This is a genomic window from Martinezella lusitana, assembly GCF_016901135.1.
GTDB lineage: Bacteria > Pseudomonadota > Alphaproteobacteria > Rhizobiales > Rhizobiaceae > Rhizobium > Rhizobium lusitanum_D.
This window is the reverse complement of the sequence record NZ_JAFEVL010000048.1, coordinates 571924-592342: the sequence shown is the minus strand read 5'-3', so window position 1 is coordinate 592342 and position 20419 is coordinate 571924. Positions and strand designations below refer to the sequence as shown.

14 protein-coding genes, 1 tRNA gene and 2 pseudogenes are annotated in these 20419 nt (G+C 58.0%); 12 read left to right on the top strand and 5 right to left on the bottom strand.

Translation table 11 applies throughout. The annotated features are described in order from the left end of the window. Window positions 1-34: 34 nt before the first annotated feature. From JTP94_RS23660 to JTP94_RS23645, 4 genes are all read left to right on the top strand, one after another. Window positions 35-1150 (top strand): endonuclease/exonuclease/phosphatase family protein, encoded by a 1116-nt coding sequence (locus JTP94_RS23660; RefSeq protein WP_204852853.1) that lies wholly within the window; start codon window positions 35-37, stop codon window positions 1148-1150. Next, entirely contained in the window at window positions 1147-1887 is a 741-nt protein-coding gene (locus JTP94_RS23655) for an NUDIX hydrolase (protein WP_204852852.1), read from the top strand. The genes JTP94_RS23660 and JTP94_RS23655 overlap by 4 nt, the downstream gene beginning before the upstream one ends. A 68-nt stretch (window positions 1888-1955) precedes the next feature. Beyond that, window positions 1956-2873, top strand: a complete 918-nt coding sequence (locus tag JTP94_RS23650) for a PhzF family phenazine biosynthesis protein (protein WP_204853087.1) — start codon at window positions 1956-1958, stop codon at window positions 2871-2873. 124 nt (window positions 2874-2997) lie between these two features. Beyond that, window positions 2998-3073: transfer RNA gene (locus JTP94_RS23645), tRNA-Lys, on the top strand. A gap of 160 nt (window positions 3074-3233) precedes the next feature. On the opposite strand, the gene JTP94_RS23640 is transcribed toward JTP94_RS23645, so the two are convergent. Both JTP94_RS23640 and JTP94_RS23635 read right to left on the bottom strand, forming a co-directional pair. Further along, the gene (locus JTP94_RS23640) at window positions 3234-3482 is read right to left on the bottom strand and encodes a DUF982 domain-containing protein (RefSeq protein ID WP_204852851.1); all 249 of its coding nucleotides are present in this window, start codon (window positions 3480-3482) and stop codon (window positions 3234-3236) included. A gap of 338 nt (window positions 3483-3820) precedes the next feature. Next, window positions 3821-4084, bottom strand: coding sequence for a PilZ domain-containing protein (locus tag JTP94_RS23635; protein WP_204852850.1), 264 nt, complete (start codon window positions 4082-4084; stop codon window positions 3821-3823). Between the two features lie 1135 nt (window positions 4085-5219). Between JTP94_RS23635 and JTP94_RS23630 the strand changes: the two genes are divergently transcribed. Next, entirely contained in the window at window positions 5220-6680 is a 1461-nt protein-coding gene (locus JTP94_RS23630) for an FAD/NAD(P)-binding protein (protein WP_204853086.1), read from the top strand. A 206-nt stretch (window positions 6681-6886) separates the two neighbouring features. Continuing rightward, window positions 6887-7354, top strand: a complete 468-nt coding sequence (locus JTP94_RS23625) for an Rrf2 family transcriptional regulator (protein WP_204852849.1) — start codon at window positions 6887-6889, stop codon at window positions 7352-7354. A 46-nt stretch (window positions 7355-7400) separates the two neighbouring features. Here the strand turns inward: JTP94_RS23625 and JTP94_RS23620 are convergent, their stop codons facing one another. Then, a complete protein-coding gene (locus JTP94_RS23620) occupies window positions 7401-8597 on the bottom strand; it encodes an SfnB family sulfur acquisition oxidoreductase (RefSeq protein ID WP_204852848.1) in 1197 nt (398 codons plus the stop codon). Between the two features lie 195 nt (window positions 8598-8792). On the opposite strand from JTP94_RS23620, the pseudogene JTP94_RS23615 reads away from it, so the two are divergent. From JTP94_RS23615 to JTP94_RS23605, 3 genes and pseudogenes are all read left to right on the top strand, one after another. Beyond that, window positions 8793-9392, top strand: a pseudogene (locus JTP94_RS23615) (RBBP9/YdeN family alpha/beta hydrolase). A gap of 383 nt (window positions 9393-9775) precedes the next feature. After that, complete coding sequence (locus JTP94_RS23610; protein WP_204852847.1) at window positions 9776-11191, top strand: FAD/NAD(P)-binding protein; 1416 nt, start codon at window positions 9776-9778, stop codon at window positions 11189-11191. 455 nt (window positions 11192-11646) lie between these two features. Next, on the top strand, window positions 11647-12471 hold the full coding sequence (locus JTP94_RS23605) for a nickel-binding protein (protein WP_204852846.1): 825 nt from the start codon (window positions 11647-11649) through the stop codon (window positions 12469-12471). Between the two features lie 48 nt (window positions 12472-12519). Here JTP94_RS23605 and tnpC read toward each other — a convergent pair. After that, window positions 12520-13323: pseudogene (gene tnpC / locus JTP94_RS23600) on the bottom strand (IS66 family transposase); the annotation flags it as partial. Window positions 13324-13677: 354 nt separating this feature from the next. On the opposite strand from tnpC, the gene JTP94_RS23595 reads away from it, so the two are divergent. The 3 genes from JTP94_RS23595 to JTP94_RS23585 all read left to right on the top strand — a co-directional run bounded on the left by JTP94_RS23595 (window position 13678) and on the right by JTP94_RS23585 (window position 18937). Next, window positions 13678-16293 (top strand): mechanosensitive ion channel family protein, encoded by a 2616-nt coding sequence (locus tag JTP94_RS23595; protein ID WP_204852845.1) that lies wholly within the window; start codon window positions 13678-13680, stop codon window positions 16291-16293. 293 nt (window positions 16294-16586) lie between these two features. Continuing rightward, window positions 16587-17417 (top strand): response regulator, encoded by an 831-nt coding sequence (locus tag JTP94_RS23590; protein WP_204852844.1) that lies wholly within the window; start codon window positions 16587-16589, stop codon window positions 17415-17417. 188 nt (window positions 17418-17605) lie between these two features. Continuing rightward, window positions 17606-18937, top strand: coding sequence for a diguanylate cyclase (locus JTP94_RS23585; RefSeq protein ID WP_204852843.1), 1332 nt, complete (start codon window positions 17606-17608; stop codon window positions 18935-18937). 41 nt (window positions 18938-18978) lie between these two features. Here JTP94_RS23585 and JTP94_RS23580 read toward each other — a convergent pair whose 3' ends face one another. Further along, window positions 18979-19998, bottom strand: a complete 1020-nt coding sequence (locus tag JTP94_RS23580; protein WP_348641761.1) for a GlxA family transcriptional regulator — start codon at window positions 19996-19998, stop codon at window positions 18979-18981. Window positions 19999-20419: the final 421 nt, after the last annotated feature.

Genomic DNA, 20419 nt, shown 5'->3' with positions numbered 1-20419 from the left:
GGCTCACATTCTTCTTCAGAAATTGGAATGCTTCATGTCCCTGCGCCTTGCAACCTTCAATGTCGAGAACCTGCTGACCCGTTTTGATTACACCGGTTTTCGCAATCAGTTGCGGCAGGATCGCGTGTTGCAGCTCTTCGATGTTCGCAACGAGAGTGTCTATCAGCAGCTGGAAGCTGCCCGCGTGGTCGCTGCGGCTGACGACACCCGGCAGATGACGGCGCTCGCGATCGCCGATGCGGATGCCGACATCATCTGCCTGCAGGAGGTCGACAACATGGCGGCGCTGCAGGCATTCGAATATGGCTATCTCTACCGCATGGTCGGCAACGGCTATCGTCAAAAATTCCTGATCGAAGGCAATGACAGCCGTGGCATCGATGTGGCCGTTATGATGCGCGAGGAAACGCGTGATGGGCAGCCGATCGTGCTTAATGACATCAAGAGTCACGCCATGGTGACTTACGGCGATTTCGGCCTTTTCAACGATGAGCTGGCAGCACTCGGCCTTCATTCGGAAGACAAGATCTTCAAGCGTGATTGCCTGGAACTCCATCTCCATATCGGCGGGGTGCCGTTCTCGCTCTATGTCGTGCATCTGAAATCGATGGGGCCGGCGCGGGAGGGCGTCGATGGCCGCCAGGCGACCATGCCGGTACGCCGTGCCGAGACGATGGCCGTTCGCCGCATCATCGAAGACCGGTTCGGCGCTGGTCACACGGCAACGAAGAACTTCGCCATCTGCGGCGATATGAACGACTATCAGGAGTGGATCGACGTCATCGGCACGCGCCGCACCGGCTATAGCTTCGAGCACCGCACCGAAGAAAAAGAAAGTGCGCTCGATGTCTTCAGCCGTGACGGCTTCGTCGAAAATGTCATGCATCGTCGGGAGGAGCTCGACCGCTGGACGCTTTATCATGCGCGCGGGCCGCAGGAGCAGCGGCTCTGCCAGCTTGATTACATCTGGCTGTCTCCGGCCCTGGCAGGCGCCAACGCGACGCGCGTCCCCGACATTGTTCGCTCGGGCCAGCCTTTCCGGACCATATTTCCTCCGGGGCAGGAGGTGGAGCGCTATCCGCGCGTCGGCTGGGACCGGCCGAAGGCATCCGACCATTGCCCCGTCGTTATCGCATTGGATCTCGTATGACAGTTTCAGAATTGCAGGACGATATGGCCGGCTGGCCGCCGGAAAATACCGTGTTTCCGGTCTCCAGGATCGATCTTGCCGTGCTTTCCGGCAACCATCCGTTCCATCAGAAGGAATGGGAAGCGGCGCAGGGGAACTGGGCAAAGGAGATTGCCGCCAACCCGGCGCTTTATGATGGCAACATGATCTTCCAGCATCGGCTGTCGATTGCCGACGGCGTTGTGAAGGGCGAAGGCTACGTGACGCCGTTTTCCACATTCCTCTGGTGGCGCAAGCAAAGGAAGCGGGGCGGCTTTCATGTCTTTGCATTTGCGGTGGCGGTTTCGTCCGACGACGCGGTCATTGCGATCCGCATGGCGCCGCATACGGCCAATCCGGGCCAGGTCTATTGCGCCGCCGGATCAATGGATGAAAACGACATCGTGGACGGGCATTGCGATGTTGAGGGCAATATGCGCCGCGAGGTTCTGGAGGAAACTGGCCTGGATCTGAACGAGGCAGACGCAGAGCCCGGCTACTACGCCACGCATGCGAACCGCTCCGTAACCCTTTTTCGTGTTTTCCGCTTCCCCTGGACAGCCGAGGAGATGCTGCGGCGGATTGAGGCGCACATGCTGGTCGCCGAGGAGGATGAGATCGACGGCGCGGTCGCAATCCGCTCGGCCGATCCGACGGCGCAGCGTTACAATGTTGCGATGCTGCCTATTCTCGCCTGGTTCTTCGGCGAAGCGAAATAGCTTGGGCTTGCGCTGGAGTCGCTTGCCGGTATGAATGGTTAAGTCTGGAAGCTTGGATGGAGGCCGGATTGGCGCGCAGCTACAGTGTCTATGATGTGTTCACCGACAGGAAGCTGGCGGGCAATCCTCTTGCGATCATCTTCGATGCCGAGGGCTTGAGTGACGAGGCGATGCAGGCCATCGCCAGGGAGATGAACCTTTCCGAGACGGTGTTCGTGCTGCCGCCGCAGAACCCGGCGCATACGGCCAATCTGCGAATATTCACGCCGGGTCGCGAACTGCCCTTTGCCGGGCACCCCACCGTGGGTACGGCCATTGCGCTCGCGGAGAAGGCCCATGCGACGCATGGCGGCGACATCGATCTCGTTTCCGTGCTGGACGAACGGGTCGGGCCGGTGCGCTGCGCGATCAGGCTGCGCCAGAACAAGGCGAGCTTTGCCGAGTTCGACTTGCCGAGGAAATCGCAGCAGATCCTGCTGCCGCTCGACAGGGCTGACATTGCCAACGCGCTCAGCCTGAAGATCACCGAGATCGGCTTCGAGAATCACGTGCCGTCCATCTGGAGCGCCGGCGTGCCGTTCCTGCTGGTGCCGGTGCACGATGTTGGTGCGGCCGAGCGTTTGGAATTTGATCTGCAGCTCTGGGAAAAGACGGTTCCCTTCGTCGATGGCGCGCTCGCTTCGGCCTTCGTCTATTGTCGCGGCGGCGTCAATCATGCCGCCAAGTTCCATGCGCGCATGTTTCCTGTGGGAATGGGCATCGTCGAGGATCCGGCGACGGGTTCGGCGGTGGCGGCGCTATCCGGCGCGATCAATCAGTTCGACGGGCTGCCGGATGGCCATCATCCGATCATCATAGAGCAGGGTATCGAGATGGGGCGGCCCTCGCTGATTCATCTCCACCTCGATGTCGACGACGGCCTGATCGCCAACGCCCGCATCGGCGGCCAGGCCGTGTGCGTCGCGTCCGGAATTCTTGAGCTTTGATTTTGCTGGATTTTCGGCGGTCTCTGAAATTTTTTTGACAAATAATCAAAGAAAATTCGTCTGGCCGCTGGACAATCAAACCGATCCTATTTATATGCCCGGTCACGCCGCCGACAAGCGGTACGGGTGATTAGCTCAGTTGGTAGAGCAGCTGACTCTTAATCAGCGGGTCGTAGGTTCGAGCCCTACATCACCCACCATTATCTCCTTGGAAACGCTGATTTATTCTTGGAAAGAAGCCGGCATCGGCTTCTTCGTTTCCAATTCAGATTCGGTTCCTGTTCATAAAAGCGGCGGCCTCGATCTCCTAGCGTTCTCCCAACAGCTTCGTGCCCGGCTTGCGACGGACGACGCATCGCTTCATGCCTCGATGGTCACGCCGGCCTCTTCTGCTGCTGCGATGAAGGCATCGCGTGCGTCGGCCGGCTCTCCTATGCCGTGTTCGACATCCATGCAGATCCTGAGGGCAGAAAGAAACCTATGGCCATCCGCAACGGGCCACATATCGAGGAGCATCTTCCACGCCTCCCGGGTCGTGCCGACCTTCAGAGTTTGATTGGTACGTGTGCAAATTACACACACAGGGAAAAGCCACGGTTTGTCACTCATCGTCATCGTCCGGAGTTATGCGATGGGCATTTTAGAATCCTGTGACCACAGGCCCGCAATAAAGAATGACAAGTGTCGCGGCGATTGTGGTGCGCAGTTGAACGAATTTCGTCCTTGCGGCGATGATCGGGTGGGTGAATCGGTTCGATGCGCCTCTTCACGGCCCGATGAGCTGCAAGTCGATGAAGCGTGAGAACGGCGAGGGTCCGCCAATACCGGTCCTCATGCCCATGGTCGAGCTGAAGTCGAACCCGACTATGCTCTCACAACATATGATCGAAGTTGAGACTTTGACTGCGGAACCGAGCGGCGGTTATGGCACAAAATAGTGCATATCCTCAAACGAACTGAATGCCCATGCTGTTGATTTTTCGCCACCGCACCTGGCACGCCCACAGCCTGTTGTCCGAGAGCTGCAAATGGAAGGCGTTCGGTGCGGAGAGCGGGTTCTCGATCTGGATCATCGCACCGGTATCGGACAGGTTTCTTACGGTACAATCGAAGACCGAATGTCCGTCATTGAATATGATCTTGGCACCAAAAAGCGTCCGTTTTCGCGTTGATGCTCTGCCTTCAGGCGAGTCAGGCGAGACTGTAGTCATAGCATTGGCTCCCGTGTACCATGCTTCACTAATTTGGCATGCTCTAATGTGGGAAGCGTTAACGAAACTCTTAAAACAAGCAGCTTACGCGAATCTTATTGGGTAATTGAAAGCTCAAGAGCAACGCTGCGGGATTGAGCTCCGCCTGCATTTCTGTGGTGTTTCGGCGGCTTGCGGGAAGGCGGCGGCGTCAGCGGAAATGCAGCAGGAATATGGTTGGCGCGGTCAGAGACATCGTAAGGAGGAAAAAGGAAATCCCGTATTTCAGCTTCCGCATCCTGCGTGTTTTTACGCCGTCCCAATCGTATCCCATAAGTATATCCCCCGCTGATTCAAAAAAATTCCGATGCAGGTGGAGTATCGCAAGAGTCGTTTGCGTGAAGCTTGCCGAAAACATCATGTCGGCTGGCGCAAAAACCGATCGTTGCTAGGGGAAATCCTATTTTTTACAACACAATAATTTCAAGCCAAAGTAGAGCAGTGCGCTGCTACTCATGGCTGTATTGGGGAGGAGTGTTGAAATGAAACCGGGCGCTTGGCCGGTTTCAACGGCGGGAAATCGGGGAGTGATTGCGTCTAATGGGACGCCGGTGTCGTGCAGCATGGAATATGACAGCGGGACTGGAGCTCTTCCGCTCGATGAGATTCATCATTCAGCCATATCGAACACGATCACCCGGATGCGCTTGCCTCGGGGCAAATCTGGTCGCCTTAATGGCGTGCGCTCAATGCTTTTTATGTCCGCCTTCCATCAAGCTGAATACAAAGATGACTGCCAGCAGCAGCATCAACGTATAGTCGAAGGGGGTGAGCAGACGAAGTAGTTCCATGATATTTCTCCTCCCACAGAGAATACGAACCAGAACAACTATTAGTATGTTCTTTTATTTGGTGCATGCCAAGTTTTTTACATCTTGCGGTGCAAAAACAATGTTGTGCAAGGCACAAATAAGCGCTTGTTTGCAAAGGCTTATCGGCGCCAATTTCACTATCCGGGTTGCAGGGGGAGCACGCGCTCGTCTCGGGATCCTATTGTCAATAAAATTTATAGAGTATATTTTCGCTTGCAACGGTAATTGCGATTGATCGGCAGGCGGCGAGTTCGCGCGGCCGATTGATCCGGAAGGAGTTGGCTATAACCATTAGCTCTGATCATCAGGCGCGTGATCTGCCAGTCATCGCCATCATCGGCGGCGGGGTTTCCGGAACGGCGGTTGCCTTCCATCTGCTGCAACGCCGGTTATTGCGGCCCAGCCAGCTTTTCATTTTCGAGCCACGTGACCGTCTGGGGGCGGGGCTTGCCTATGATACGCGCGATCCCGCCCACCGCATCAATGTGCCGGCGGCCAAGATGAGCCTCCTGCCTGACGACCTCGAGCATTTTCAACGCTGGCTGCAGGAGCAGGGCGCGCTGGCAGGTGATGAGGCGGCGGTTGCGGCGAATGGCAGCCTGTTTCCTCGTCGTGCCGTTTTCGGAAACTATATCTCCAGCATGATAGGTCCCTTCGTCGAGGAGGGGCGCCTCACCCATATCGCTCAAGGGGTCGAACGGATATCACGGTCGGGTCGCCGGTGGGTGATCACAGGCGAGGCAGGACGGCGCGTGGATGCGGATATTCTCGTCATCGCTACCAGTCATCCGTCGCCCCTGCCGCCGCAATTGCTACAGGATGCGCTTGCCGATCATCCGCGCTTCGTTCCGGATCCGACGCGGCCGGATGCGCTTGCGGCCGTCCGGGCTGATGATCGCGTGCTGGTGGTTGGCAATGGTCTGACCTCGGCCGATGTCATCGCCTCTCTCCAGCTGCGCGGTCACAAAGGACCCATTACCGCCATATCCCGTCGCGGATTGCGTTCACGCGGTCATGCGCAGGTGAAACAGGACCTGTTCGGCGATTTCGTCAGTCACCCGTCACGGACGGCGCTGGATCTCCTACGGCATGTGCGCGCGGCCATCCGGGAAGCGGAAGGCGAGGGGCGCAGCTGGCATGCGGTCATCGATCAGGTGCGGGCGCAGGGGCGGCATTTATGGCGGGCGCTATCCGTCGAGGAGCGAAGGCGTGTCGTCAGGCATTTGCGGCCCTTCTGGGACGTGCACCGTTTTCGCGTCGCGCCGCAGGTGGAGGCTGTCAGCGAACAGGCGATTGATGCCGGCCGGCTCGAGGTGCTCGCGGCTTCGGTTGCTTCCATCGAGGTCGCAGACGGCGGCATCGATTGCAGGCTCCGCCTCAGCCGCTCCGACCTAGATGTCGAAAGGCAATTCGATGCAGTCGTCGTTACCACCGGTCCCGGCCATCGCGGGATCCTGCAGTCGCAAGGCTGGATCGACGGTCTTGCGACGGCCGGATATCTAGCGATGGACCCCACAGGGCTCGGACTTGCTTGCGACACGCAATCGCGGGCGCTCGGTGCTAACGGGGCGATCGTGCCCGCGTTGTTCATCTCGGGTCCATTGGCGCGCGGAACCTTCGGTGAGCTCATGGGTTTGCCTGAAGTGGTGGAGCATGCTGTCCTCGTTGCGGAGCAGGTGGCTTCGGCAATTGCTGAGCACGAACATGGGCATGGCGGAGCACATTTGGATAGTAGCGCCGCCTAAATCCAAGAAAAGCCGCAAAATCGTTGCTTCGGCGATACATTTGCCTAAATTTACTCATATAAACTATACAATTTGTGAGTTATTGTCTTGTTTGTCCGGGGTGGCGGGGTTACTTCCGCAATCTCTGATGACAAGATCGGCCGGTTGAGTCTCCATCGAACCGAGCCGGGCTCCCAACAATCGACTTTGCAGTAAAGCGGATAGCGATGCTTACGAAAAAAGGAAAATATGGATTGAAGGCGCTGGTGGATCTGGCTCGTCTTGGGCCGGGCGAAACAGCGTTCATCAACGATATCGCGTTACGCAACAACATTCCGAAGAAGTTTCTCGATACCATCCTGCTCGAACTGCGCAATGCCGGTGTGCTTCGCTCGAAGAAGGGGCCAGGCGGCGGTTATTCGCTGTCGCGCTCGGCCGCGGAAATCCGCATCGGCCATGTCATTCGCACATTGGACGGTCCGCTTGCCCCGATCCGCTGTGCCAGCCGCACGGCTTATGAGGCTTGCGACGACTGTTCGGATCCCGAGCGCTGTCAGGTGCGTCGCTCGATGACGGAGGTCCGCGACGCGATTGCCGAGATTCTCGATAACATGACATTGGAACAGTTCGTCGCCGGCGGTGCGCCGATCGAGATCCAGGAGCGGGAAGACTACCGCGCTTCGAATATCGGCTGAGCTCTTCGGCCGTTTTCCTTTTTACTGGACCCAGCGCAGCCGACGTTCAGGGCGATGAGCTCTTTGGCGGCTTTATGCCGTTCAGATGATAGTTGCCGACGGCGTTGTATGTCCGTCGTGCCGGATCATGGAGCGTATGAATGCGGGCGTTGCGCCAGTGGCGGTCAAGATTGAGGCCGATGCGTGCCGAGGATGCGCCCGCGAGATCAAACAACGTATTGGACGCCTCCATGGCGATCTCCGCCGTCACTGTCTGTGCTGCCGCCACGGAGAGTGCAGCATCAATCACATGATCCTCGGTGAGATTGATCTGGGCGGCATCGATCTTGCTGCCGGCGCGCTCCACCATCGCCGTTGCTGCTTCAATGCGAACGGCAATCTCTCCCACTCTGGTGATAATAAGCGGATCATCCGCAGCATGCTTCAGGCTATTGTCCGTCGAGGGATGGGCGCGCATGAGCTCGATGGTCGTCGCCAGCGCCGACCGGGCTATGCCGAGATTGATGCCGGCATGGGTGAGCTGGCCGACGGAATCGATGACGGAAGGCTGCTCAAGTTTTTCGTGATGCGAAAGCACCGCGTCGACGTTGAGATAGATGTTGTGCAGGATGGTTGTTCCGTTTCCGGAGGTGCGCTGGCCGAAACCATCCCAGTCGTCGATGATCTGGATGCCTTCGGTATTCCTCGGCACGACGGCCACGGCATCGGCAATGAACATGACGATCCAGTCGGAGAAGAGTACGCTGGCTGAATGGAAGCTCCGGCCGTTCAGGCGGTAGCCTAGTCCATCATGTGTCAGTTGCAGATCACTTTGGCCGGCTCCGCCGGTGCCGGCATCCGAAGAAACACTGCCGAAACGGTCACCGGCCATGACCCTGGCAAAAAGGGACGACTTCTGCTCCTCACTGCCGCCGGTACGCACCGCTTCCAGCACGTGGAAATGGGTCTGCAAAATCTGTGCGATGGAGGGATCGGCTCCTGCCAGGATGGCGATGATTTCGGCAAGGACGGAGTTGGAAATATCGATGCCACCATGTTCCGACGGCACGGAGATCCCGAACAGGCCTGACTGGGAGAGGGTTTCGATTTCATCATAGGGCAGGACACGGTTGATATCACGATCACTGGCCTGCAGCGCGAAGCCGGCGGCCAGCGACCGCGCGATTTCGAGCGCTTCCTCTTCGCTTTGAATACGATGCGCGGGTGGCCTGACGCGTTCGTGCAACTGCGAAACAGTCCCCATCCATCACTCCATCAGCCAGCGCCAGATCGGTTCTTCAGGCAAGGCAAATCCGTAAGATCTTAATTTCTATGGATCTAGTATACAATGGATTTTCTTTGCTTATTCGGATCCTGCCTTTCGGCATAATAGGCGGCAAATGGAGAAATTGTAAGCACGCGGCCGGAAGGCGTGGCCGCCTGCATCCAGGAGATCCCCATGGGCGCCATCTTGATCCTTCCCGGCTTGAACGGTTCCGCCGAGGGCCATTGGCAACGCCATTGGACACGTGATCATGCCTCCGCGACCATTGTGTGACAGGTTTTGTGGTCCAGGCCGGTATTGTCCCAGTGGCTGCAGGCACTCGAAAACGAGCTGGAGCGGGTGGGGGAGGCATGGCTCGTCACGCACAGTCTCGGGTGCCTGCTTGCCGCCCATCTGGCTGATCGGCCGGCTGCCAGGCGTGTGAAGGGCGCCTTTCTTGTCGCGCCCTGTGATCTTGAGAGGACGGAGAGGCTTCATCCCGGCGCTATCGAATTCGGTGCGATGCCGACCAGGCCCTTGCCGGTCAGAAGTTTCGTCGTCGGCAGCCGTGACGATCGTTACATGGATTTCGCAGCGCTCCGCCGGTATGCTGCCTGCTGGGGAAGCGAGCTTCACGATCTCGGACAGGCCGGTCATATCAATATCGAAGGCGGCTTCGGCCGTTGGCGGGAAGGCTATCGGCTATTCTCTTCCTTTGCCGAAACCGCAGAAGGTAGATCGCAAATGGGCCTGCGATCGCAGGCCGCCTCTTGCGTCATGGTATCATCGCTCTGATCCGTTTGCGGGCTCGGTCGGCAAGAAAGCGCTTGCTAACGGCGCATTTTCACGCTTTCATATACGACTAAATGAGTAGACAATGGGAACAATTCCGTTGCCTGACTATTTTGACGGGCAGCCGTGTGCGTAGCCAGTTGCAGGTGTCCGGTTCTTGAATCCGGGTTCGAGCCTGCCTGTCGCATCTTGCTTCGTGAGGGAATGGTATTCCTGATTGAAGACGATGTGCTGAATTTTGAGAACCAATGCGGCTTTCATGCGTTCCATGAGCCGCAGCGCTCTGGCCGCCAAACATCATAAATCAGAGTTTTGTGTTTCGCAGGCCGTAAAGTGAGCAAGCCCGAGAAAGGCATGATCGACCACCTCTCGCCCCAGGAGTTGATATGACGGTTCAGGGATTTTTTTCCGCCAAGGCAAATGCGGCGGCCCAGGCTTACGCGATGCCCCGTATCGCCGTTATCGGCCGCGGCTTCTCGGGCATGATGATCGCGATCGCCCTGATGAAGACGGTGCGCACCCCTTTCCACCTGCAGCTTTTCGATCCGAATTCCAGCGTCAGCGGCGGGCAGGCTCTGGCGTCCGGGCACAGCAGCGAAATCCTCAACAGCCGCGTTCGCGACCTTTCCGTTTCTGCCGGAGATCCTGACGACTTCAATGAATGGCTGTGCGGCAATGCGCCCTTCCGCAGCGCCGTCTCGGCCGCCATACCGGGTTTTCAGCAGATCTTCGTTCCGAAGAGCATTTTCAGCGATTATGTCTATCAGCGCTTTTCCGAAGCCTTTGCGTCGCGGCGAGACGTGACGGTTCAGGTCAGCGGCGAGGCGGTCACAGGCCTTCGCCGCCTGCGCGGCAGCTGCTTTCTGGTGGAAAGCGAGGGCGCCGCCAACGCACCGTTCGATATGGTCGTGCTGGCGACTGGCTATGGCATTGCCGACCAGGAATCGCAAAGCGGTGAACCCGTGAATATCCCAACGGCAGTCCGTGCTCGCCGCCTGGTGTCGCGGCCGCATACGGTGCTGCTCGGCAGCGGCTTGCGCGTCGTCGACAGGTTGCTGCAGATGCGCGACAGCGGCTATGCGGGTCAGATCACCATCGTTTCCAGGCGGGGTTTCCTGCCCCAGAGCCATACGCGCAACAATGCCGAGCCCGTCTTCCCCGCCGACAGGATGCCCAATCAGCTGAGCGAAATCATTCGTTTCATCCGCAAGGCTTGCGAAGATGCGGAGGCGAACGGCCAGAGCTGGCAATCCGTCATGAACGGCCTGCGCAAGCATGCGCGGTCGCTCTGGCGAGCGTTGCCTGCCGGTCAGAAGCAGCGGTTCAATCGCCATCTGCGGGCGCTCTATGACAGCCACCGCAATCGATTGCCCGAGGCATTGCATGTTCGCCTGAAACAGGAACTGGCAGAAGGCAACACCTTGCTGCGACGAGGTCACTTTATCCGCCGGACGCCGACCGGATTGACACTGCGGCCCGCCGGACAGCAGGAGGTCGAACAGCTCTATGCGGATGAGGTGATCGACTGTCGGTGCCAGGCGCCCGATCTCGATGCGCCGCTGCTGCGGAAACTGGTCGATGCCGGCCTTGCCGTGCCGGACGAACTTGGCCTCGGCCTTGCCGTTGAAGCAACGGGCGCGCTTGCCGTCGATGGACGGACGACGGACGGACTTTTTGCGATTGGGCCGCTAGGGCTCGGTAGCCTTCCGGACATCGATCTCGTGCCTGAAATCGTCACGCAGGCTTATGCGGCCGCGGAGACTATGGCGGAGCGCTTCCATCCGCAATGCAAGGCGGTCTAGCCGACTTTTCAGACTTTTCGCCAACAGATCGGCCGCTTCGTCCTCCCGGAATAAATGTCGCTGTCTTAGGACACGCTGATCGGCATGATCGCAACTGTGGTCGGCGTCGCAGCCTTCATCCTCATTCTCCGGAAAGGTAGGAGCAGGGCCATCCCCATTGCCGGCTGCATTCTTCCTATGCGGTGTTCTGACCCCACCTACCGGATCACGTTCTGATCGTTGATGTTCCAGGCCTACCGGGGGCTTGGACATATGACGATTTCGGAGCTTACGCTTGAAACAAAGGAAGAGGAGCCCGTGCTGCGGTTCGAGGTCTTCACAGGAACGGGACGTCATCGCGACCGGAGCAACGAAGAGAAGGCGAGCACAATTCACTCAAACCGAAAGGGAATCGATCGATTGCCCAAAATTCCGATCGGGCATACACTTCTTGGAGACCGGGGAAGGGGAAGACGATGGGCATATTCATGGATCGTCATGATCTCAAAGGATATAGCGCCGCAGACGTTGCCGAGGCACATCGGAAGGATCTCGAAGTCCAGGATGAGTATGGAGTGAAGTTCCTGACCTACTGGTTCGACCATCAGCGCGGCACTGCGTTTTGCCTGATAGAAGCACCAGACAAAGAAACCGCCCAGTGCGTCCATCGCGTAGCGCACGGCCATGTAGCGGGCGAGGTTGTCGAGGTAGCTCTTTCCGCCGTGGAGGCTTTTCTTGGCCGGATCCAGGATCCCGAACCTCTTGCGGGGAAATCACAAAATGAAGACTGCGCCCACCGAGCGATCATGTTCACGGATATAGTGGGCTCGACGGAAATGACCGCCCGCCTCGGCGACCGCATGGGCACGGAACTGGTCAGGGCACACGATTCCGTAGTCCGAAGGTGCTTGAAGGAGTACAGCGGGAGCGAGGTGAAACACACTGGCGACGGCATAATGGCGTCCTTCGTGTCCACTACGCAGGCCGTTGATTGCGCCACCGCCATTCATCGGGGGTTCCACCGGTACAACCGAGGCAACGCCGAGCCTATACACATTCGGATCGGCATTGATTGCGGAGAACCCGTCGAGGACAGTAACGATCTTTTTGGCACGACAGTTCAGCTAGCTGCCCGCTTATGCTCGGCGGCCTCGAGTGATCAGATTCTCGTATCGGAGAGTGTGTTCCGGAATCATTACAGCAGCGCTACCTTTACGGAAACCGCACGACTGCAACTGAAGGGGTTCTCTATGCCGATACCTGCGTTCGAATGCGCGTGGGCCGGACCGGTTGGCATCTGAGAGCGCGTTTCTCCTATCCCGTGGGGAGCATCGTAAGCGGCGTTCCCAGGCGACTGCCTTGGTCTGGCGCGGTACGACATAGGCCCATGGCAGAAGGTCCTCTATCTGGCTGTTTGAATGTCCATTGACGATTTTGGTGGGGACGTCGGCGAGATAAGCAAGCGGTTCGACGCCATCGAGTTTTGCGGTTTCGATCAGCGAGGCGATCGTCGCCCAATGTCCCGCCCCGGCGTCGGAACCTGCAAAGAGTGCATTTTCGCGATTGAGAGCAATTGGGCGGATTGACCGCTCGACGGTGTTTGAGTCGATCTCGATCCGGCCGTCGTCGATGAACCGGATCAACCCATCCCAGCGTGACAGGGCGTACCGGATCGCCTCGGCAAGGTTTGTCTTCTGGCTGATGAGGCCAAGCTGTTCACGTAGCCAAGGAGCGAGGCTATCGGTGATCGGACGGCTCTTTTCCTGACGAGCGGCGCAGCGCTCTTCCTGCGTAAGGCCACGTATCTCGTCTTCGATCTTGTAGAGTTCGGCGATACGTCTGAGCGCCTCGGTGGCAATGGGTGCCGGACCAGCGGCCGCCAGTTCGTAAAAGCGCTGACGGACATGTGACCAGTAGAAAGCCAGTGACACGGTATTCTTGGCAGCCAACGGGCGATAGCCGCTGTAGCCGTCCACCTGGAGAACACCGATAAAGCCTTCGAGATGCGCCATCGGGCGTTCGGCTTTGTGATCCGGCGCATAGACATATGCGACACCGGGCGGATCGATGCCCTGCCATGGCCTGTCATCGCGAGCATACGCCCAGAGCTGACCCGTCTTGGTCTTGCCGCGCCCCGGATCGAGCACCGGTGCTATGCGCAAACCCTATAATCGTCATATGTCGAAGCCCTCGGTGGGCGTGAAACATCACCGATCAACCTGCGATCCGGAAGGTGGGATCGAAACACCGCATACCATTCTTCGGCCTATCTCCGGGCCTGTCTTTGGGTGTAGCCTTGAGAAAGTCAGGACGGCGATCTTCGGTCTTGGGTCTGTCCGGGCCGGATAAGGCGTGGAATGCCTTTGTGTCGCCTTTCTTTGTCTTACAAGGCGTACGCGTGGAGACTATGAAATTTGCAATCACAGTAGAGGACGAATCCGTCCTTCATTCTCCATGGCGATTCTGGTCGAGTCGCCCATGACTTTATTTGCGACGAGGAGCTTTGCTTGCGCCCGCTGAAATTCCGTCTGCTTCTTCTGCCTCTTTTGCTGCTGGGATTGAGCCTTGCCATGGCCGCCGTTCCGCTGGTGGGTAGGGATGCCTTTGCGCAGGATCAGCAGCCGTCGCAAGCGCCCCAGCCAGCCGAGCAGTCGCCCCAGCAAGCCGACCAGTCGCCCCAGCTTGCCAATGGTTTGCTGGATGCCGCCGTTGCCGATCTTAACAAGGCGAAGAAGGACTACGGCTCCATCCAAGACAGTGCCAAGCAGGCCGGGGCGGACGACGAAACACTGGTGGCACTTTCCGGCCAGGTAGATGTTCTCAGCCGCTCTGTTGCGGCAATTTCGGGAAGGTTGAAACCCCGTTCCGCCGAGATCGATGCGCGCCTGACCCAGCTCGGCGCCGCGCCTAAGGAAGGGCAGCCGCCAGAGGCAGCGATCGTCACGCAGGAGCGAGACCGCCTCAATGCCGAGCGCAAGCAGATCAGCGCCGTAAGTCTCGACGCCGACAATCTGACCGCGGAGACCAATCGGCTTTCGATGCAGCTCATGGAGATGCGGCGCAAGCTGTTTACCGAGACATTGCTGAAGCGCACGGAGGTTTCCGCGGGGACATTCCAGGATGCCGCATCGGCGCTCGTCGACGAGGGCGTCGAATTCCGTGACGCGGTGACGAGCTGGATCGGTTTCGTCCTGAAGGCCAAGTTTGCCTCATTCCTGGCCGCCGTCTGCCTGTCGATCGGCGCGGCCTTGATCTTCCTCGTCGGCGGCTATCGGCTGTTCCGCCGCTACTATGTGCAGGACGAGGCTATCGAGAACCCGCCCTATATCAGCCGCCTGTCGGTTGCCTTCTGGTCGACTTTGATCCGCACGCTGTCATTGGTTGCGTTTCTGGTCACATCCTTCTTCTTCCTCTCGAACTTCAATGTGCTGCGGCCGGATATCGCGCCCATACTGGGGGCATTCTTCGGTTTTATCGGCCTCGTCTATTTCGTCGGGCGGCTGACCAATGCCGTCTTTGCGCCGTTCAGGCCGCATTGGCGTCTCGTCAAATTGTCGAACAAGGGCGCGCGCTCGCTGACCTGGTGCCTTCAGGCCATGGCCGTGGTCAACGGTCTGGATTATGTCTTCGATCGCATCAGCGAGTCCATGGGATCGCCCGTCGTCGTAACCGTGGTGAAAAGCTTCTTTGCCGCCCTGCTGATCGGCCTCATCCTGATTGCAGCCTCGTTCGGCTCGCCGATGCTGGCCAAGAACGGCGATCCCGATGCGCCCGGCCGGCGCTGGCCGCACGGCATGGCGATCATCCTTCGCGCTCTCGGCGCATTGGTGATCTTCATATCGTTCATCGGCTATGTCGGTCTCGCCCGCTTCATGGCAACGCAGATGATCGTGACAAGCGCCGTCATCGCGACCATGTATCTCGGCTTCCAGCTCGGCAAGGCGGTATCAAAGCAGGGTGTCTTCGCCGAGACGATCGTCGGGCGCCTTCTGGAAAACCGGCTCAATCTTGGCGATGTCGCGCTCGATCAAGGCGGCCTCATCGCCGGACTTGCGACCTATGCCGTGGCACTTTTGACCGGCATTCCCCTGATCCTGCTCTCCTGGGGGTTCCATATTCAGGATCTTGAACTGATCGCCTATCGGCTGTTCACCGAGATCCGCATCGGCAACATCTCGATATCGCTGCTCGGCATTTGCGCCGGCATCCTCTTGTTTGCCGGCGGCTATCTGGTCACGCGCTGGTTCCAGCGGTGGCTCGACAGCAACGTCATGGCGCGCGGTCAGGTGGATCTGGGTGTCCGCAACTCCGTGAGGACCGGTATTGGCTATCTTGGCGTCGCCGTGGCTGCGATCATCGCCATTTCGGCCGCGGGCATCGATCTGTCCAGCCTGGCGCTCGTTGCCAGCGCGCTTTCGGTCGGCATCGGTTTCGGCCTGCAGAACATCGTGTCGAATTTCGTCTCCGGCCTGATCCTCCTGGTCGAGCGGCCTTTCAAGGTCGGCGACTGGATCGTGTCGGGCACATCCGAAGGCATCGTCAAGCGCATCTCGGTGCGCGCTACCGAGATCGAGACCTTCCGTAAGCAGTCGATCATCGTGCCGAATTCGGAGCTCATCAATGCCTCGGTCGGCAACTGGACGCACCGCAACCGGTTGGCGCGCTCGGAAATTCCGGTATCCGTCAGCTTCGAGTCTGATCCGCAGAAGGTGATGGAAATCCTGCTGGACTTGGTGCGCGGTGTCCCGAAGGTGTTGAGAAATCCGGAGCCGCATGTGGAGTTCCTGCGCTTCGGCCCGTCCTCGCTTGATTTCGAGATGCGGTTCTATCTTTCGGATCTTTCCGACGGCATGGATATCCGCAACGCTTTGCGCATCGAGATCCTGAGGCGTTTTCGCGAGGAGGGAATCTCCATTCCCTATCCGCACCAGGAATTGCACATCGTTCGCGATGGCAAGCGAAGCCGGCAGATGGATGCCGCCGGCAGCAAGTTGACCGATTCCGCGGATGGGCCTGAAGTGGAACGCGAGGATGTTGCAGAACCTGTCGTTTCTCAGCGCGAGGAGCAGGTACCGGAGGCAAAGAGCGCCGCCCGCCGCCGCGGCCAGACGGCGGCTGAGTAAGGGGATGGGTTGGGGCCGGCGGGTTCGCTTTGCCGGCCGCCATGCGAAGCGGCCCAACTCGCTTGCCCCTCGTTCAGTGCAGTAGAGACCCGCCTCGGTCAAAGACTTCAAAGCTTATGACGCTGCAATTCCAGTTTTTGAAAACTGGGATATCGCCTATCGGTCCGGCTAAATGCTCGTCGATATCCGTCCGTTTCCTTCATTTCTGGGAAACCAGTCGACTTAACAAATATTCAAAAGCTTTGTTCTAGAAACAATCACAGAGGGGCCAATTTCAAAAGCAGGTTTTTATTATGTCATTTCTGGGTGTTTCGGGGATGCAATATTCCGGCGCGTCGCTTGCTGGATCACGTATTCTTCTTGTTGAGGATTCCAATCTCTTTACTTCGATGATCCGCGCCAGGCTGAGAGAGCTTCTGGACATCGACGTCGAAATCTGCCGCAATTTCGAGGAATTGCAGCTTGCTTACGACAAGTCGTCGGAGCCGATCCAGTTGGCGATTTCAAACATGAACCTACCGGGAGCCGAGAAGGGCGAGGCCCTGGCTTATCTGCTCGATCTCTCCATTCCGACGATCGCTTTCACCGGCACCTTTCTCGAAGGTATGCGCGACGAGCTGATCGCCAAGAATGTCGTCGACTATATCCTCAAGGACAATGTCTTTGCCGTCGATTTGCTCGCCGAATCGATCTGCCGCTTTCTCACCAACCAGCGCCATCATGTTCTGATCGTCGATGATAGTCCAACGGCGCGAGCCCTGTTGTCCAGCCGGCTGAAACGCTACAATTTTCGCGTCAGTATCGCGGAAGGCGGCGTGAAGGCGTTGGAGATCCTGAAGGCCAATCGTGACATCGGCCTGATGGTCACGGATTACAACATGCCCGACATGGATGGCTTCGAGCTGACGCGGCGTATTCGCGCGGCGACCGGTTCGCACCAGTTGCGCATCATCGGCGTCTCATCATCAACCAATCGGCTTCTTTCGGCACGCTTCCTCAAGGCTGGCGGCAATGATTTCATTCTGCGGCCGTTCATCGACGAGGAGTTTTACTGCCGCGTAAACCAGAATCTCGACACGCTACTTCAGATCCAATCGGCACGGCGTGTCAGCGAAACAGCATGAAATACCACAAGGCCGGCGTGGCGGCGTCGACGTAATGTGAGGAAAATTCATTTTTATGCAAATGTCTGCAATCTGAGGTTCCAATTTTTCACGAATCCTGTTCAGGATGAGTGTAAAGGCGGTTTTGGTAGATGCGCGATTGACTGAATATTTCATGTGCCGAATGGCATGGGAGGAATTGAAGGGAAATGGTACTGCATGTGGGAGTCCTCAGCGATGGCAACAGCTATCGCAATGGCAGCCAGAAGATACTTCTGGTCGAGGATTCGCGCATGTTTTCCGCCGTGCTGTCGCATCGATTTGAAACCGAGCTCGGTCTTGCCGTCACGCATTGTTCCTCGCTGAAAATGCTGAACGAGGCGCTGGCGGACGGCGACCGGGGCTTCACCATGGCGGTGATTGATCTCAACCTGCCCGACGCTGCCTATGGCGAGGCGCTGGACGTCGCTGTCAAACATCAGATACCGAGCATTGTTTTTACGGCATCTTTCGATACGGCGACGCGCAATCGCATCATGGAGCGCAGTGTCGTCGACTATGTCTTGAAGGACAGCGAGTTCGCTCTCGACAATCTCGTCGCGGCCGTTCGGCGCGCCATCACCAATCGGACGACACGCGTACTGGTTGTCGATGATCTGCCATCGGCCAGGCAGATGCTCATAGACCTTCTGCAGGCACAACAATTCAGGGTTACCGAAGCCAGCACAGGCGTCGAGGCTCTAGCGGCGCTCGAAGAGTTTGACGATATCGAAGTTGTCATCACCGATTACAACATGCCCGACATGAACGGCCATGAACTGACGCGCCGCATCCGCCATCGCTATGGATCCGATAGGATGCGGATCATCGGCATCTCTTCCTCAAACGACCGCTTGTTGTCGGCAAGCTTCCTCAAGGCCGGCGCCAGCGACTTCATCTATCGCCCTTTCGTTCCGGAAGAGCTGCAATGTCGCATTGCTTTGAATGTCGAGACGCTGACGCAGCTCAAGCAATTGCGGGCGGCGGCTGCGAGCGACTATCTGACAGGCCTTTACAATAGGCGGTACTTTTACGATCACGCCCCGCGGCTGGTGAATGAATGCCTGCGCCGGCAGTGCCCGAGTTCCGTTGCCATTCTCGATATCGACCACTTCAAGAAGCTAAACGACACTTACGGTCACGAAATCGGCGATCTCGTGCTGAAGGCTGTCGCTCGTCGGCTCCACGCGCTGTTCGAAGGCACCACTAGCCTTTTGTCCCGCCTTGGCGGCGAGGAATTCGCCATTCTGTTCAATGAAATGGATTCACGCGCGGCGACCATGCTTTGCGACGAGGTGCGTATCGATCTCGCCGGCTTGAAGGTCAACGCGGATGATGAGGAACTATCCGTTACCGTATCGATCGGCGTCGCTGAGATCGCCGGCTACGAATCCTTCGACAACTATCTCAATGCCGCCGACCAGTTTCTCTACATGGCCAAGCATAACGGCCGCAATCAGGTCTATTCCGACTTCAAGATGACGGAAGAAGCGGCCGAATAGGCCGCTTGCATCGATAATCGCTTCTGATTGATGTCGTATATTCAGACGACGATGCCGGTGCGGTTCGTCGACATGGTCAGCTTGCGCTCCGCGCGCTCCTGTTGTGGAGAGCGGTTGTAGAGCTCCCGATAACACTTGGAGAAATGCGAGGCGGATACGAAGCCGCAGGCGACGGCCACTTCGACAACAGGCATGGACGATTGCACGAGCAGGTGCCGGGCGCGATCCAGCCGAATTTCGAGATAGTAGCGGGCCGGCGAGCGGCCCATTTCCTGCCGGAACAGACGCTCGATCTGGCGGCGCGACAGGCCGGCATCGTCGGCGATTTCCAGCAATGACAGTGGTTCGGCGAGGTTGCTTTCCATCAGTTCGATGATCGACAGCACCTTGGCGTTCTGTACGCCGAGGCGCGCGCGCAGCGGCAGGCGCTGGCGGTCATGCGGGCTGCGGACGCGATCGGTCAATTGCTGCTCGCAGACGCGATTGACGAGGTTCTCGCCGAAATCCTGGCCGATCAGGTTCAGCATCATGTCGAGCGAAGCCGTGCCGCCGGCACAGGTATAGAGATTGCTGTCGACCTCGTAGAGATCGGCATAGACTTCGGCCTGCGGGAAGGTCTCGGAGAAGCCGGGGAGGTTTTCCCAGTGGATGGCGCAGCGCTTGCCATTCAGCAGGCCTGCCTGGGCAAGCACATGTGCCCCCGTACAGAGACTGCCGACAGCCACGCCGCGATTGTAGGTCTCGCGCAGCCAGGCGTTGACCGACTTGTTGTTGAACTCCTCGACATAGATGCCGGAACAGACCAGCACCATGTTCGGGCGGTTTTCGCCGCCGAGATAGCGGCGTTCGTCGGCGAGCGCTGAGTTGACCTCGAGGCCGATGCCGCTGGAGGAATAGACCTTCTGGCCGTCGGTGGAGGCGAGCCGCCATGTATAGGCGGGGTAGCCCAACATGCGGTTGGCGATACGCAATGTCTCTACCGCGGCGGAAAACGGCAGCATGGTAAAATGCGGAACGAGGAAGAAAACCAGGGAACGCGTCTTAATCGGAGTCTTGCTCATATCGTGAAAATCCATGCTCCAGGACCATTGCGTATTCCTTGCGTCAAATACGTCGGCTCGATGGTCTATTAGCGACATTGGCATGAATAATCGCGGCCGCAAAGGGATATTTGCGTTTGCTACAAAAAATGCCGCGGTGAAGAAAGCAGATGAGGAAGGGCAAGCAATCTACTGAAACAACCAAATATATATGGGGCTGATTATCAAGATTAAGTTGGAATGCGCGTTCAGATGCACAAATGTTCGAAAGGCGACACTCGTTGGGGTTGAGTGTCGCCTTCAGATTTTACGATCATCTGCAATCATCGCATAGCCTTGGGAGTGTTGGTTTCGTTCGCGGCGGGCCAACCCATGTCCTTGCGTAGGTCATCGGACAGGGACTCAAGCTCGCGTAGCGAACGCCACTGCTGCCAGCGATCTG